This window comes from Blautia sp. OF03-13 (assembly GCF_003460685.1).
GTDB classification, from domain to species: domain Bacteria; phylum Bacillota; class Clostridia; order Lachnospirales; family Lachnospiraceae; genus Fusicatenibacter; species Fusicatenibacter saccharivorans.
Map to the genome: position 1 here is coordinate 129,090 of NZ_QTVR01000002.1, position 15,846 is coordinate 144,935.

Consider the following 15,846-nt stretch of genomic DNA (forward strand, 5'->3'; position numbering starts at 1 on the left):
ATGAAAATAGCCATAGCAAGTTTTACAAGAAACGGATGCGTCTGGAATCAAAAACTCTGTGCGGCACTGAAAAAACACAGCTGTGAAGGATATGCACTGGAAAAGTACGGGAAAGAAGCGGGAATTCCTGCGATTGCACCGTCGCTTCCTGCATGGACAGAGCGTATGTTTCAGAAAATGGATGCGATTTTGTTTATCGGGGCGTGCGGGATTGCGGTGCGCAGTATTGCACCGTACGTGAAAAGTAAAAAGACAGATCCGGCGGTTCTGTGTATGGATGAACAGGGAAAGTTTGTGATTTCATTACTTTCCGGCCATATCGGCGGAGCAAACGAGCTGACGGAAGAAGTTGCAGCTGTAACGGGTGCGGTTCCGGTCATTACAACGGCAACGGATGTCAATCACAAGTTTGCGGTCGATGTCTTTGCTGTAAAAAATCATTGTGAAATTTGTGAGATGGAGCTGGCAAAAGAGGCAGCGGCGCTTCTGGTGGACGGAAAAACGGTTGGATTCTGCAGCCGTTTTCCGGTGGAGGGAACAAAACCGGAGGAACTGATCCCGGAAGAGGCGGCAAAACCGTCGATGGGAATCTGCATTACCACATCGGAAGAGGATTCGCCATATGAGAGAACACTTCACCTGATCCCGAGGTGATCACCGTCGGCATCGGCTGTAAGAAGAATACACCGGCCGGCCGGATTGAAGAAAAGGTTCTTGCGGCACTTGCGGCGGCCGGGATTTCTCCAAAAGCAGTTCGACAGGCGGCAAGTATTGATCTGAAAGCGCAGGAGCCGGGAATTCTGCAGCTGGTGGAAAAGTATGGCTGGCAGTACCGGACCTTTTCTGCAGAAGAACTGGAAACGGCGGAGGGGGAATTTACGCCGTCTCCGTTTGTGAGGAAGATTACAGGAATTGACAATGTCTGTGAGCGCAGCGCAGTTCTTGCCGGCGGCAGACTGATAAAGAAAAAAAAGGCAGCGGACGGTGTAACAGTTGCACTGGCTGCGGCGGACTGGAGGGCAGTATTTTGAGTACAATTTTTGTCGTGGGCATCGGCCCCGGAGCATATGAAAAAATGACGATCGAGGCGGCGGATGCGCTGCGGAACTGCGATGTGATCATCGGCTATACCGTCTATGTGGATCTGGTAAAAGAACATTTTGCAGGAAAAGAATTTCTGACGACGCCGATGCGGAAAGAGGTGGAGCGCTGCCGTCTGGCATTTGAAACTGCGGCAGAGGGAAAACAGGTTGCTATGATCTGCAGCGGAGATGCCGGCGTTTACGGTATGGCAGGTCTGATGTATGAGCTTTCGGAAGAATGGCCTGATATTGAAATTAAGGTAATTCCAGGCGTGACCGCCGCAACGGGAGGCGCTGCCGTTCTTGGTGCACCGTTGATCCACGACTTCGCCCTGATCAGCCTGAGCGATCTTCTGACACCGTGGGAGAAAATTGAAAAACGTCTTCTGCTGGCATCGGAAGCGGATTTTGTCATCTGTCTTTATAACCCGGGAAGCCATAAGAGAGCGGATTACCTGGAAAAAGCGTGTGATCTGATGCTTCGTTACAAAGCGCCGGAAACCGTCTGCGGAATCGTAAGCCAGATCGGAAGAGACGGGGAGACGAGCCGGACCATGACGCTTGCAGAACTTCGCAATACAAAAGTGGATATGTTTACGACGGTATTTATCGGAAACAGTCAGACAAAGGAAATCCGGGATCACATGGTAACGCCGAGGGGATATCGCTATGAATAAAGTAATTGTCTTTGCCGGAACGACGGAAGGCCGGGAGATCTGCAGTTTTCTGAAGAAATATGAGATTGCATCCCTTGCCTGTACGGCGACAGAATACGGCAAGTGCCGGATCGAGGAGGGCGGTGCCCTGACGGTTCGAAGCGGAAGACTGACAGAAGAAGAGATGGAACAGCTTTTTGGCGAAGAACAGCCGGAAATGGTTATTGATGCAACCCATCCGTATGCCGATCTTGTGTCGGAAAATATCCGGTCTGCATGTGAAAAAGCAGGAAAACGTATCTTCGGCTGCTGCGGCCGTCGCTTGCGGCAGATCCATCCTGCGTCATGGTCGATACGACAGAAGAAGCGGTATCGTATCTGGCGGGCACAGAGGGAAAGATTTTGGTGACAACAGGAAGCAAGGAACTCGCAAAATTTGCAGAGCTTCCGGATTATAAAAACCGTGTGTATGCCCGGGTGCTGCCGTTGCCAGGCGTAATTGCATCCTGCGCGGAACTTGGATTTGATGCCGCACATACCATAGGCATGCAGGGACCGTTTTCTATGGACATGAACGTTGCAATGCTGCAGTCGTTCCATGCCGAATGGATGGTAACGAAGGAATCCGGAAGAAACGGCGGCTTTGAAGAAAAAATTGAGGCAGCAAAAAAGGCCGGTGTCCGTGTCGTTCTGATCGGCCGTCCGAAAGAGGAAGAAGGACTCTCGGAGGACGAGGTCAAGCGGTATCTCGTTGAAAAATTTGATCTGTCCGTGAAACGGGACGTCGTGATCGCCGGAATCGGACCTGGTGCAGAAGCACAGATGACGCTGGCGCTCGTAGACGCGTGTGAGCAGGCGGATGTGCTGATCGGTGCGGGACGCATGACAAAAGCAGTAGAAAAATATCAGAAGCCAATGCTTGCAGAATACAGCCCGGAAAAGATTTACGAGTATCTGAAGGCGCACCCGGAATATGAAAAGATTGTTCTTCTGCAGTCGGGTGATGTCGGCTTTTACAGCGGAGCAAAGAAACTTCAGGCCGTCCTTGCGGAAGATGCGGATTTTTCTGTCCGTGTAGAGCCGGGAATTTCTTCGCTGGTTTATTTCTGTGCCAAAATCGGAGTGTCCTGGGAGGATGCAGCATTTGTGAGCCTGCACGGACAGCACTGCAACTTTCTGGAGACGGTCCGCCGAAACCGGAAAACTCTGGCGATCGCCGGCGGAAAGGGCAGTGTCAGGGAAATCTGCCAGACGTTAAGTTCGTACGGCTGGGAGCAGATTGTGCTGCATGTGGGAACGGATCTGTCGTATCCGGAAGAACAGATTGTGACAGGAACCCCATTCGAACTTGCTAAAATGGAGTTTGCTCCGCTTGCGGTTCTTCTGTTTGAAAACCCGAATCCGGAACCAGAGTTTACAGCCGGCATGGCAGATGAAGTGTTTCTGCGTGACAAAGTACCGATGACCAAGCGGGAAGTGCGCAATGCGTCTCTTTCTCATCTGCAGCTTTCTTCGAATTCTGTTGTCTATGATATTGGATCGGGCACAGGTTCTGTTTCGATTGAGATGGCGCTTCGTGCAGCACAGGGAAAGGTATATGCGATAGAAAAAAATCCGGCAGCCGTTGCACTTCTGCAGGAAAATAAAAAGAAATTTGCAGTGGATCATCTGGAAATTATTGAGGGAACTGCACCGGAAGCACTCGAAGCACTTCCGGTTCCGACGCATGCATTTATCGGCGGGTCTGCCGGAAACTTAAAAGAGATTCTGGAACTGCTCCTGCGGAAGAATCCGAACATCCGCGTGGTATTAAATACAGTAACCGTGGAAACATTAGCGGAGGCAGCATCGTGTTTCAAAAAACTTGCGTTTGAAGAGCCGGAAATCGTCTGCCTGCAGGCTTCCAATGCGAAAAAGGCCGGAAGAAGCCATCTGATGATTGCCCAGAATCCGGTTTATATCTTTACAGCCCAGGGAGGTGCCAAAGAATGAAAGCACCAAGAATCATGCTGGCAGCAGGAAGGAGCGGAAGCGGGAAAACGATGATCACCTGCGGACTGCTCCGTGCACTGCAGCAGATGGGAAAGCAGCCCGCAGCGTTTAAATGCGGCCCGGATTATATCGATCCGATGTTTCACGAACAGGTAATCGGCGCCCCGTCGTGTAATCTGGATCCATTTTTCACAGAGGAAGAAACAACACAGTATCTGTTCTGCAAACATGCAGCGGGTCATGACATTTCCGTATTGGAAGGCGTTATGGGGTATTACGACGGTCTTGGCGGAATTTCTACCAAAGGCAGCGCCTACGATCTCGCCGGTATGACAAAAACGCCGGTTCTTCTGGTTGTCGATGCCAAAGGCATGAGCGTTTCAGCGCTTGCCTTTATCAAGGGATACCTGCAGTACAAAGAGGACAGCCGGATCGCCGGTGTAATCTTTAACCGGATGTCAGAGATGCTGTACCGGGAGATCGCGCCGATGGCGGAAAAAGAACTTGGCATTTCCTGTGTCGGCTTTGTGCCGGAACTGAAGGAATGCCACTTAGAAAGCCGCCACCTCGGCCTTGTAATGCCGGATGAGGTGGAAAATCTGCAGGAGCAGGTCAATCTGCTTGCAGAAACACTGCAGAAGACACTGGATTTTGAAAAAATTCTTGCGATTGCAGAAGGGGCAGAAGAGCTCTCGGGAAAAATGCCGGAAGTCCTGCGTAAGGTGACAGAAAGCGAAGCAGCCGCCAAGGTGCGTGCTGCGAAGCCGATTCTTGCCGTTGCAAAGGATGAAGCATTCTGTTTCTTTTATCGGGATAATCTGGAGCTTCTCGCGTCACTTGGAGCCAAAATCGAATATTTTTCGCCGCTTTCCGATGCGGAGCCGCCAAAGAATACAGACGGATTTCTGTTCTGCGGCGGCTACCCGGAGCTGCACGCAGAAGAGCTTTCGGAAAACCAGACCATGAGAACGAAGATCCGCGATAACATCCGTCAGGGAATGCCGGTTCTTGCAGAATGCGGCGGTTATATGTACCTGTCAGAATCCATGGAGGATATGGATGGAAATGTGTATCCTATGGTACAGGCTGTTCCGGGAAATGTTTACCGGACAAAAAAGCTGGGAAGATTCGGCTATATCACCCTCACGCCAAACACGAAGGATACCTTTCGGAACGGCGGAAATCCGGTGCGCGGCCATGAGTTCCATTACTTTGACAGCACAGACTGCGGAAGTGCATGGCATGCGGCAAAACCGCTGCGGAAGCGGAACTGGGAATGCATTCATGCGACAAAACGGATGATGGCGGGATTCCCGCATCTTTACTATATGGCAAGTCCGCACCTCGCACTGGAATTTCTGGAGCAGTGTGTCTCTTACCGGAAAGAACAGGAGAAAACAAGATGAAAACAGCATTAGCAGCCCTGATTGTGGGCTATGGATTGGACCTGCTGCTTGGAGATCCCTCCTTTTTGTACCATCCGATCCGTGTGATCGGAAATCTCATTGCCCTGCTGGAAAAATGGCTGCGGAAGGTATTTCCGAAAACGCCAAAGGGAGAGCTTGCCGGAGGAGTTTTTCTCGTGATCCTCGTCTGTCTGGCGGGATACGGTGTTCCGGCACTGCTGCTCTTTGCGGCATTTAAAATTCATCCGGTCATCGGCTTCCTTCTGGAGGTTCTCTGGTGCTGGCAGATTCCGGCAACGAAATGCCTGAAGGATGAGAGCATGAAGGTCTATCAGAAATTAAAAGAAAACGATCTTCCGGGGGCGCGCTATGCGGTTTCCATGATCGTAGGACGTGATACGGAAAATCTTTCGGAAACAGGAGTGACGAAAGCTGCCGTGGAAACGATCGCGGAGAATACGTCGGACGGTGTCATTGCACCGCTCCTCTTTCTTGCCATCGGCGGACCGGCATTAGGCTTTCTGTATAAGTCCATCAATACCATGGATTCCATGGTGGGATACAAAAATGACAAATATCTGTATTTTGGACGGTGTGCGGCAAAGCTGGACGATGTCGTCAATTACATACCGGCGAGAATCAGCGCATGGCTGATGATTCTTGCGTCTGCATGCGAGCGCATGAACTGGAAAAATGCAGAAAAAATTTACAAACGCGACCGTTACTGCCACGCCAGCCCAAATTCTGCGCAGACAGAAGCAGTTATGGCAGGGGCGCTGGAAGTACAGCTTGCCGGAGATGCCGTGTATTTCGGCAAAGTCGTAAAGAAACCAACGATCGGCGATGACATCCGCCCGGTCGAGGCGGAAGATATCAAAAGAGCAAATCATTTGATGTATCTGACCTCGTTCCTCGGACTGGTGTTCTTTGCGGGAATCCGCGCGCTCTTTTTATTTCTGTAAAAAGAGAAGATAGAAACACAACGGAAAAGAGAAAGGAAGGCATATGGTATGAGACAAAATCCACATGGAGGAGACATTTACACGAAAAAATGCAGAGTCGATTTTTCCGTGAATGTCAATCCTCTTGGAGCTCCGGAAAGTGTGAAAGAGGCGGTGAGAAAGAGCGCGGAATCGGTGGAACAGTATCCTGACGCACTGTGCCGGGACCTGACCCGGGCACTGTCGGAAAAGGAGCAGCTTCCAGAAGAAAATATCCTGTTTGCAAACGGCGCCGCAGAGCTTATTTTTGCCCTGACACAGGCTCTCCGCCCGAAAAAAGCGCTGATTGCAGCGCCGGGATTTGCAGAGTATGAAGCAGCACTTTCAGCGGCAGGGTGTTTTATCCGTATGTATCCGCTGCAAAAGGAAAAAGGCTTTCTTTTACAGGACGATTTCTGCGATGATCTGACCGACGATCTGGATCTTGTTTTTTTATGTAATCCAAATAATCCAACCGGCCTTACGATTCCGCAGGAGCTTCTTTTAAAGATCCTGGATAACTGCCGGGAGCGTAACATCTATCTGGTGCTGGATGAGTGTTTCATAGAATTTCTGCCGGAGCCGGAAAAAGTGACGATGCAGGGAAAACTGGACGAATATCCGAATCTGCTGATTCTGCGTGCGTTCACAAAGATTTACGCAATGCCGGGTCTGCGTCTTGGCTATCTGCTCTGCAGCGACGAGGATCTGCTGGATCGGATCAGCCGCAGCATGCAGTCGTGGAATGTTTCGATTCCAGCGCAGATGGCAGGCCTTGCCGCCCTGAACGAGGATGCTTACGTCAAAGAAGCACGGGAACTGATCGGAAAAGAACGTGCCTGGATGAAAGCAGAACTGGAAAAAGCAGGTCTTACCGTATGGGATTCCTGTGCAAATTATCTGTTCTTTGAGGGACCGAAAGGACTTGCCGCACGGCTGGAAAAAGGCGGCATTCTGATCCGCGACTGTTCCAACTACCCGGGCCTTGCCGACGGATATTACCGTGCAGCCGTACGCACACATGAAGAAAACCAGATTCTGACAGAAGCCGTTTCACAGATTCTGCAGTGGTTTTAGGAGGAAAAACGATGGCGAAAGTAATTATGATACAGGGAACGATGTCAAATGCGGGAAAGAGTCTGCTTGCGGCGGGCTTATGCCGGATTTTCCATCAGGACGGATACCGTGTGGCGCCGTTCAAATCACAGAATATGGCGCTGAATTCGTTTATTACGAGAGAAGGCCTTGAGATGGGACGTGCACAGGTCATGCAGGCGGAAGCGGCCGGGATCGAACCGTCCGTTTTGATGAACCCGATTCTGTTAAAGCCGACGAATGACACCGGTTCGCAGGTGATTGTAAACGGTGAGGTACTGGGAAACATGAGTGCGCGGGAATATTTTTCCCACAAAAAAGAGCTGATCCCGGACATCATGAAAGCGTACCATGCACTGGAAGAACAGTATGATATCATTGTGATCGAGGGAGCCGGAAGTCCGGCGGAGATCAACCTGAAAGCCGATGATATCGTCAATATGGGAATGGCAAAGCTTGTGGATGCACCGGTGCTCCTCGTCGGAGATATTGACCGCGGCGGCGTTTTTGCTCAGCTTTACGGTACCGTAGAGCTTTTAGAGCCGGATGAGCGCGACCGCATCAAGGGTCTGATTATCAACAAATTCCGCGGGGACAAAACCATCCTGGACCCGGGCGTTGTGATGCTGGAAGAAAAAACACACATCCCGGTGGTCGGCGTGGCGCCGTATCTCCACATCGAAGTGGAAGACGAGGACAGTCTGACCGAGCGATTCACCAGAAAAGAGGAGATCGGTCTCATTGACCTTGCGGTCATCCGTCTCCCGCGTATTTCAAACTTCACCGATTTCAACCCGTTCGAGCGGATCGAAGGCGTATCACTCCGCTACGTAAGCTCTGTCTCCGAACTGAAAAATCCGGATATGATTCTGCTTCCGGGAACGAAAAACACGATGGAGGATCTGCTCTGGATGCGTCAGAATGGTCTGGAAGCGGCCGTACTGAAGGCGGCTGCGGCCGGAAAAGTAATTTTCGGTGTCTGCGGCGGCTTCCAGATGCTCGGAGATACGCTGAGCGATCCGCTGCATGTCGAAGCCGGCGGAACGATCAAAGGAATGGGACTCCTGCCGATGGATACTGTATTTGCCGGTGAGAAGACGAGAACCCGCGCGGAGGGCGCTTTTGGAAAAACAGAAGGCGTTCTTGCCGGGATCGAGGGAACCCGGATTGAGGGCTATGAAATCCATATGGGAGAAACGGTGCGGAAAGAAGAAACAGAAGCATTCACGTTCATCGATGATCAGAACCGTGCTGATTCGGATAAGCTGGACGGTGCACAGAAAGGAAATGTGTACGGTACGTATGTGCACGGCATTTTCGACAAAGAAGAAGTTGCCGAGCGGATCGTGGAAGCACTTGCAAAGAATAAGGGAATTGCCATGGAGCAGATTCACGGTGTCGATTACCAGACATTCAAAGAGACACAGTACGATATTCTCGCAGATGCGCTGCGCGAGCATCTCGACATGAAGAAGATTTATCAAATTCTGGAAGAAGGGGCATAAAGATGAAGATAGAACTGGAGCAGGTAAGCCCGCACGAGATTGAAAAGAGAAGCTTTGAAATTATCACGGAAGAATTAAACGGAAGAACGTTTCCAGAGGATCAGGAACTGGTTGTAAAGCGGTGTATCCACACAAGTGCGGATTTTGATTATGCGGATAATCTCTGCTTTTCGGAGCATGCGGTGGCAAAAGGCATCGAGGCGATCCGGGAGGGAGCCTGCATTGTGACGGATACGCAGATGGCAAGATCCGGCATCAACAAAAAGGTGCTTGCGCGCCACGGCGGTGAAGCGCTCTGCTTTATGTCAGACGAAGATGTTGCGGCAAGAGCAAAAGAAACCGGAAGCACCCGCGCGGCAGCCTGCATGGAAAAAGCGGCGGAGCTGGATAAAAAGCTGATTATTGCGGTTGGAAATGCGCCGACGGCACTGGTCCGCCTCTATGAACTGATCGGGGAAGGAAAAATAAAACCGGCGCTGATCATCGGAGTTCCGGTCGGCTTTGTCAATGTGGTACAGTCCAAAGAACTGATTATGCAGACCAATATCCCGTATATCGTGGCACGCGGACGAAAAGGCGGCAGCAATATCGCGGCGTGCATCTGCAACGCACTCCTGTATATGATGGATCAGGACCGCGGATATTAAAAATAGATGAAAAAACGGAAAGCAGAAGTCTTGACAGATTTCGAATCACCGTTTATACTATGGAACATGGAAAAAGGCTTGGAAGGGAACAAGTAGACGTACAAAAACGCGGACAGAAAGCAGCCGGCAGATGAGAGGCGCATGCAGGTTCTGTACGATTCGAATACATCCCGGAGTTGCGCACCGAATAAAACGGGCGGCAGAAGAACTATGATGCACGTTTTTAGTAGGCTGCGACGTAAGAGACGAACGTTACAGCGTCAGGGTATTCAGAGGTTTTGGATACCGACAAAGGCAGCTGCCGTGAGACAGCTGTGAAGTAAGGTGGTAACACGGGAGATACGGGCTCTCGTCCTTTGAATCGGAAAGGACGGGAGTCTTTTTGTATAAAAAACTTTGGTCCCAGACGGTAACACATACCCGAAAGTCAACCGAAAAAAGGAGAAAAACAAAATGCAGATTTATGACGAACTGATCGCCAGAGGCCTTCTGGCACAGGTAACCGACGAAGATGAAATCAGAGACCTAGTAAACAATGGAAAAGCAACGTTCTATATCGGATTCGACTGCACCGCAGACAGTCTGACCGCAGGTCACTTCATGGCACTGACCCTGATGAAACGGATGCAGATGGCAGGAAACAAACCGATCGCCCTGATCGGCGGCGGCACCACCATGATCGGTGACCCGTCCGGAAGAACCGATATGAGAAAAATGCTGACCCGCGAGGAGATCGACCACAACGCAGAGTGCTTCAAGCGTCAGATGGAGCGTTTCATCGAGTTCGGCGAGGGAAAAGCTATGATGCTCAACAACGCAGACTGGCTGCTGAACCTGAACTATGTAGAACTGCTCCGTGAGGTAGGTGCATGCTTCAGCGTCAACAACATGCTCCGTGCAGAGTGCTACAAACAGCGTATGGAAAAAGGTCTTTCCTTCCTGGAGTTCAACTACATGATTATGCAGAGCTACGACTTCTATCACATGTTCCAGAAATACGGCTGCAATATGCAGTTCGGCGGCGATGACCAGTGGTCCAACATGCTGGGAGGAACCGAACTGATCCGCCGTAAACTTGGAAAAGATGCCTATGCAATGACCATCACCCTTCTGACCGACTCTCAGGGCAAGAAGATGGGTAAAACCGCAGGAAACGCTGTATGGCTTGACCCGAACAAGACCAGCCCGTTCGATTTCTACCAGTACTGGAGAAACGTGGACGATGCCGATGTCTTAAAATGTATCCGTATGCTGACCTTCCTGCCGCTGGAGCAGATCGACGAGATGGATTCCTGGGAAGGAAGCAAGCTGAACGAGGCAAAAGAGATCCTGGCCTATGAGCTGACCTCCATGGTACACGGCGAGGAAGAAGCAAAGAAAGCGCAGGAAGGCGCACGTGCCGTATTCTCTACCGGAAGCTCCGAGCATATGCCGACCAGTGAACTTTCTGCAGAGGATTTCACGGACGATAAAATCGATATCGTAACCCTTCTTGTCAAAGCAGAGCTTGCAAAGACCAGAAACGAAGGACGCCGTGCCGTAGAGCAGGGCGGTGTATCCGTAGACGGTGAGAAAATCACAGATCCGAAATATGCCGTAGAAAAAGCAGCCTTCGGCGAGGACGGTATCGTTCTGAAAAAAGGAAAGAAGAATTTCAAAAAAATTTGCGTTAAATAATTAAGTGTGCTATTATAAAAGAATGGATTCCCGGAAGAAATTCCGGGACACACTGAATTATTTGGAGGACAAACAGTCATGGAAAAATATGGCGTAAACGAATTACGAAAGATGTTTCTTGAGTTCTTCGAGAGCAAAGGACATCTTGCTATGAAGAGTTTTTCGTTGATTCCACACAACGATAAAAGTCTTTTACTGATCAACTCCGGTATGGCTCCGCTGAAACCTTACTTCACAGGCGCAGAGATTCCGCCGAGAAGAAGAGTAACAACATGCCAGAAATGTATCCGTACCGGCGATATTGAAAATGTAGGAAAAACAGCCCGTCACGGCACCTTCTTTGAGATGCTCGGAAACTTTTCCTTCGGTGATTATTTCAAACACGAAGCAATCGCATGGTCCTGGGAGTTTTTAACACAGGTAGTAGGGCTCGATCCGAATCGTCTGTACCCATCCATCTATCAGGACGATGATGAAGCATTTGATATCTGGAACAAAGAGATCGGCATCCCGGCAGACCGTATTTTCCGTTTTGGAAAAGAGGACAACTTCTGGGAGCATGGCGCAGGTCCGTGCGGTCCGTGTTCTGAGATTTATTATGACCGCGGAGAAAAATACGGCTGCGGCAAACCGGGATGTACCGTTGGCTGCGAGTGTGACCGTTACATGGAAGTATGGAACAACGTATTCAGCCAGTTCAACAACGACGGCGAGGGCCACTACACCGACCTGATCCAGAAGAACATTGATACCGGTATGGGACTTGAGCGTCTGGCCGTTGTCGTACAGGATGTAGATTCCATTTTCGATGTCGACACCATTCAGGCACTCCGCAACAAAGTATGCGAAATCTCCGGAAAAGAGTATGATAAAGATCATGAGACCGATGTTTCCATCCGCCTTATCACAGACCATATCCGTTCCGCAACATTCATGATTTCCGATGGAATCATGCCGACCAACGAAGGAAGAGGCTACGTACTGCGCCGTCTGATCCGCCGTGCAGCACGTCATGGCCGTCTGCTTGGCATTGACGGACTGTTCCTTGCCCGCCTTTCCGCAAGCGTAATCGAAGGCTCCAAAGACGGATATCCGGAACTTGAAGAGAAAAAAGATTTCATCTTCAACGTTCTGAACAACGAGGAGACCCAGTTCAACAAAACCATCGACCAGGGACTTCATATCCTCTCCGAGCTCGAAGAAAAAATGCAGAGCGAAGGCAAAAAAGTTCTGGACGGACAGGATGCATTCAAACTGTACGATACCTACGGATTCCCGCTGGATCTGACCAAAGAGATCCTCGAGGAGAAGGGCTACGGCATCGACGAGGACGGTTTCCATGCAGCAATGGAAGAGCAGAGAGAGCGTGCAAGATCGAGCCGTGAAGTAACAAACTACATGGGTGCTGATGCAACCGTTTACGATGAGATCGACCCGTCCGTAACAACTGAGTTTACCGGATACGATCATCTGGAGGATACCTCCAAAGTAACCGTTCTGACGACAGAGACTGAGATTGCAGAATCTCTGATGGAAGGCCAGAAGGGAACCATTTTCGTAGAGAAAACTCCGTTCTACGCTACCATGGGCGGTCAGGAAGGCGACTGCGGTATCATCAAAGGAGCAAATGGTGTATTCGAAGTAGAAGATACCATCAAACTCCGCGGCGGAAAATACGGCCACGTCGGTGTCATGAAATCCGGTATGATTTCAAACGGCGAGGAAGTTACACTTCAGGTCAACGAAGAGGCAAGAAAAAATATCGAGAAGAACCACAGCGCAACACACCTTCTGCAGAAGGCATTAAAGACTGTTCTCGGTGCACACGTAGAGCAGAAAGGTTCTCTCGTAACCCCGACCAGACTCCGTTTCGACTTTGCCCACTTCCAGGCTATGACACCGGAAGAACTGGAAAAAGTTGAGAATCTGGTAAATGAAAAGATTCAGGAGCAGATCCCGGTTGTAACCGACATCATGGATACTGAGGAAGCAAAGAAATCCGGCGCGATGGCTCTGTTCGGTGAGAAATACGGCGACAAAGTACGTGTCGTTTCCATGGGAGACTTCTCCAAAGAGCTCTGCGGTGGTACCCATGTAAAGAATACCGCTGAAATCGGACTGTTCAAACTTGTTTCTGAGGCAGGCGTTGCAGCAGGTGTCCGCAGAATCGAAGCTCTGACCGGACCGTCTGTTACTGCATACTATAAAGCACAGGAAGAGAAAATACATGAGGCAGCAGCTCTCTTAAAGACAACACCGGCGGATCTCCTCGAGAAGATCGCTCATCTGCAGGCAGAGGCAAAAGCACTCCAGGCAGAGAATGAGTCCTTAAAGAGCAAACTGGCAAAAGAAGCGCTCGGCGATGTTATGGATAAAGTAACCGAAGTCAAAGGTGTAAAACTTCTCGCTGCATCCGTACCGGATGTCGATATGAACGGACTGCGTGACCTTGGCGACCAGCTGAAAGAAAAACTGGGAAGCGGCGTTGTTGTTCTGGCATCTGCAAAGGACGGCAAAGTAAGCCTTCTTGCCATGGTAACCGATGATGCGATGAAGAAAGGTGCACATGCCGGAAAACTGATCAAAGAAGTGGCAGCCGTTGTCGGCGGCGGCGGCGGTGGACGTCCGAACATGGCACAGGCCGGCGGAAAGAATCCGGAGAAGATCGACGAAGCAGTTGCAAAAGCTGCTGAGGTACTGGAAGGCCAGATCGCATAACAATAAGCAGGAAAAACAGCACAAAATCCTGCCACCTGCAGAGCAGAAAAAGGAGCCAGGCAGGCGGCAGGGAAAAATTTTGCAAAAAAATGAAAAAACTTGTTGACGTACGAGATTTTTCTGGTATAATAAGAACAGTGCAAAAAATACCCATACAGTTGTATTATGCACAATCTACAACTGGAGGGAGGTTAGGTGTGAGACTATGTCAAATGTAATCGTTAAAGAAAACGAAACGTTGGACAGCGCTTTACGCAGATTTAAGCGTAGCTGTGCAAAAGCTGGCATTCAGCAGGAGATTCGTAAAAGAGAGCATTACGAGAAACCAAGTGTTCGTCGTAAAAAGAAATCTGAAGCTGCCAGAAAACGTAAGTATAATTAATGTGCAAAAAATCCCCGGCGATCTGTTTTGCCGGGGATTTTTATACTTGTAACTTAAAGTCGCAGGTTTTGACAAAACAGCAAGGCGGTGACAAATGAGAATTTTGTACAAAATAGCAAACAAGCTGTTTCGTATCGTGAAAAAGATTCTGAAGCTGCTTACCAGCCGTATGGTCATTATCGGTGTTGCACTTCTTCTGGAATTTTGCTGGCTGGCCGGAATTGTGATGCAGCTCAATGAAAAATCTGTCTACATCAACTATGCGGTCACGATCCTTTCCCTGATTGCAGTGCTTTCGATTATCAATAATCCGAAAATGAATCCCGGCTACAAACTGATGTGGGCAGTCTGTATCCTGGCGCTTCCGGTAACCGGAATCTGCCTGTACGGCATTCTCGGCCATTCCAGTGTGGCAAGAAAATTCCGTACACATTACGATACAGTTCTGCTTTCGCAGGGAGGCGTTCTTGGAGAGGAAGAAGAGACGCGTAAAAAGCTCGAGGAAGAAAATATCCTGGCAGCGGGGCAGTCTTCCTATCTGACCAATTATGCGCATTATCCTGTTTATGAAAACACAGAAACAGAGTATTACCCGCTGGGAGATGTATGGTTTGAGCACTTTATTGAGGAACTCAAAAAGGCAGAACACTACATTTTTATGGAATATTTCATCATCAGCGAGGGGTATCTGTGGGATACGGTGCTGGAGATTCTGAAGGAAAAAGCGGCCGCCGGTGTGGATGTGCGGCTGATTTACGATGATTTCGGCTGCGTGACGACGCTGCCGTATCAGTATTATAAATCGCTGCAGCAGATGGGCATCAAGTGTGCGGCGTTCAATCAGTTCCGACCGGTGCTGAATGTCATTTTAAATAACCGTGACCACCGGAAAATTGCCGTGATCGACGGTCATACGGCTTTCACGGGCGGCATTAATCTTGCGGACGAATACATTAACCGCAAGGAGCGGTTCGGCCACTGGAAGGATTCCGGAATCTGTCTGCATGGTGAGGCGGTATGGAGTTTTACGGTGATGTTTCTGCAGATGTGGAGCACAATCACCGGTATGGAATGCAATTTCGAATCATACCGGCCGGAGATCTATCACGAGGAAGCGTTTAAAAAAGACGGTTTTGTGCAGCCGTACGGCGATTCCCCGCTGGATGGAGAGACAGTAGGCGAGCATGTTTATCTGAACATTATTTCACAGGCGAAAAAATATCTTTATATTTTTACTCCGTATCTGATTCCGGACAACGAGACGCTGACCGCTCTCTGCATGGCGGCAAAGCGCGGAGTCGATGTGCGGATTGTAACGCCGGGCATCCCGGATAAGAAGATTGTCTATATTCTGACGCAGGCCAATTACGAGATCCTGCTGGAATCCGGCGTTCAGATGTACCAGTATACGCCGGGCTTTATCCATTCCAAGAGCTTTGTCTGTGATGATGAAGTTGCGACGGTCGGAACGATCAACATGGATTACCGGAGCATGTACCTGCATTTTGAGTGCGGTGTCTGGATGTACGGCAGCAGTGCGGTTGCCCAGGTAAAAGAGGATGCGCTGATCACGTTTGAACAGTGTGAGCAGATCAATATGGACTACTGCCGAAAGAAAAATTTTGCAGTCCGTGCACTCCGCGGTGCGCTGAAGTTTCTGGCACCGCTGCTGTAAACGGAACAGACAGCATAGTTCTGCGGTCGTC

Annotated in this window: 13 protein-coding genes and 1 pseudogene; all 14 read left to right on the top strand. The window is 49.9% G+C overall.

The features are described from left to right. The 14 genes and pseudogenes from DXA55_RS17470 (at position 1) to cls (ending at position 15,815) form a co-directional block, all read left to right on the top strand. Positions 1-654, top strand: a complete 654-nt coding sequence (locus tag DXA55_RS17470; protein WP_242998338.1) for a cobalamin biosynthesis central domain-containing protein — start codon at positions 1-3, stop codon at positions 652-654. Continuing rightward, positions 651-1,031, top strand: a complete 381-nt coding sequence (locus DXA55_RS17475; protein WP_119188470.1) for a cobalamin biosynthesis protein — start codon at positions 651-653, stop codon at positions 1,029-1,031. The genes DXA55_RS17470 and DXA55_RS17475 overlap by 4 nt, the downstream gene beginning before the upstream one ends. Further along, positions 1,028-1,759 carry a precorrin-3B C(17)-methyltransferase gene (gene cobJ, locus DXA55_RS01925; RefSeq protein WP_022462307.1) on the top strand — a complete coding sequence of 244 codons (732 nt, stop codon included), beginning with the start codon at positions 1,028-1,030 and terminating at the stop codon, positions 1,757-1,759. Before DXA55_RS17475 ends, cobJ begins: the two co-directional genes overlap by 4 nt. Continuing rightward, positions 1,752-3,061: pseudogene (gene cobK, locus DXA55_RS01930) on the top strand (precorrin-6A reductase); the annotation flags it as partial. The gene cobJ and the pseudogene cobK, both read left to right, overlap by 8 nt. 138 nt (positions 3,062-3,199) lie before the next feature. After that, a complete protein-coding gene (gene cbiT, locus DXA55_RS17480; RefSeq protein WP_242998342.1) occupies positions 3,200-3,730 on the top strand; it encodes a precorrin-6Y C5,15-methyltransferase (decarboxylating) subunit CbiT in 531 nt (176 codons plus the stop codon). After that, on the top strand, positions 3,727-5,136 hold the full coding sequence (locus DXA55_RS01935) for a cobyrinate a,c-diamide synthase (RefSeq protein WP_117509017.1): 1,410 nt from the start codon (positions 3,727-3,729) through the stop codon (positions 5,134-5,136). Before cbiT ends, DXA55_RS01935 begins: the two co-directional genes overlap by 4 nt. Then, positions 5,133-6,098, top strand: coding sequence for an adenosylcobinamide-phosphate synthase CbiB (cbiB, locus tag DXA55_RS01940; protein WP_117801005.1), 966 nt, complete (start codon positions 5,133-5,135; stop codon positions 6,096-6,098). Before DXA55_RS01935 ends, cbiB begins: the two co-directional genes overlap by 4 nt. Positions 6,099-6,146: 48 nt before the next feature. Then, entirely contained in the window at positions 6,147-7,193 is a 1,047-nt protein-coding gene (gene cobD / locus DXA55_RS01945) for a threonine-phosphate decarboxylase CobD (protein ID WP_117812895.1), read from the top strand. An 11-nt stretch (positions 7,194-7,204) separates the two neighbouring features. Then, a complete protein-coding gene (locus DXA55_RS01950; protein WP_117760332.1) occupies positions 7,205-8,716 on the top strand; it encodes a cobyric acid synthase in 1,512 nt (503 codons plus the stop codon). Between the two features lie 2 nt (positions 8,717-8,718). After that, on the top strand, positions 8,719-9,363 hold the full coding sequence (locus tag DXA55_RS01955; RefSeq protein ID WP_055218068.1) for a precorrin-8X methylmutase: 645 nt from the start codon (positions 8,719-8,721) through the stop codon (positions 9,361-9,363). A 453-nt stretch (positions 9,364-9,816) separates the two neighbouring features. After that, the gene (gene tyrS, locus DXA55_RS01960; protein WP_022462314.1) at positions 9,817-11,040 is read left to right on the top strand and encodes a tyrosine--tRNA ligase; all 1,224 of its coding nucleotides are present in this window, start codon (positions 9,817-9,819) and stop codon (positions 11,038-11,040) included. A 78-nt stretch (positions 11,041-11,118) separates the two neighbouring features. After that, entirely contained in the window at positions 11,119-13,758 is a 2,640-nt protein-coding gene (gene alaS, locus DXA55_RS01965; RefSeq protein ID WP_117801012.1) for an alanine--tRNA ligase, read from the top strand. A gap of 205 nt (positions 13,759-13,963) precedes the next feature. After that, on the top strand, positions 13,964-14,140 hold the full coding sequence (gene rpsU / locus DXA55_RS01970) for a 30S ribosomal protein S21 (protein WP_004222305.1): 177 nt from the start codon (positions 13,964-13,966) through the stop codon (positions 14,138-14,140). 94 nt (positions 14,141-14,234) lie between these two features. Beyond that, positions 14,235-15,815 carry a cardiolipin synthase gene (cls, locus tag DXA55_RS01975; protein WP_117812896.1) on the top strand — a complete coding sequence of 527 codons (1,581 nt, stop codon included), beginning with the start codon at positions 14,235-14,237 and terminating at the stop codon, positions 15,813-15,815. Positions 15,816-15,846: the final 31 nt, after the last annotated feature.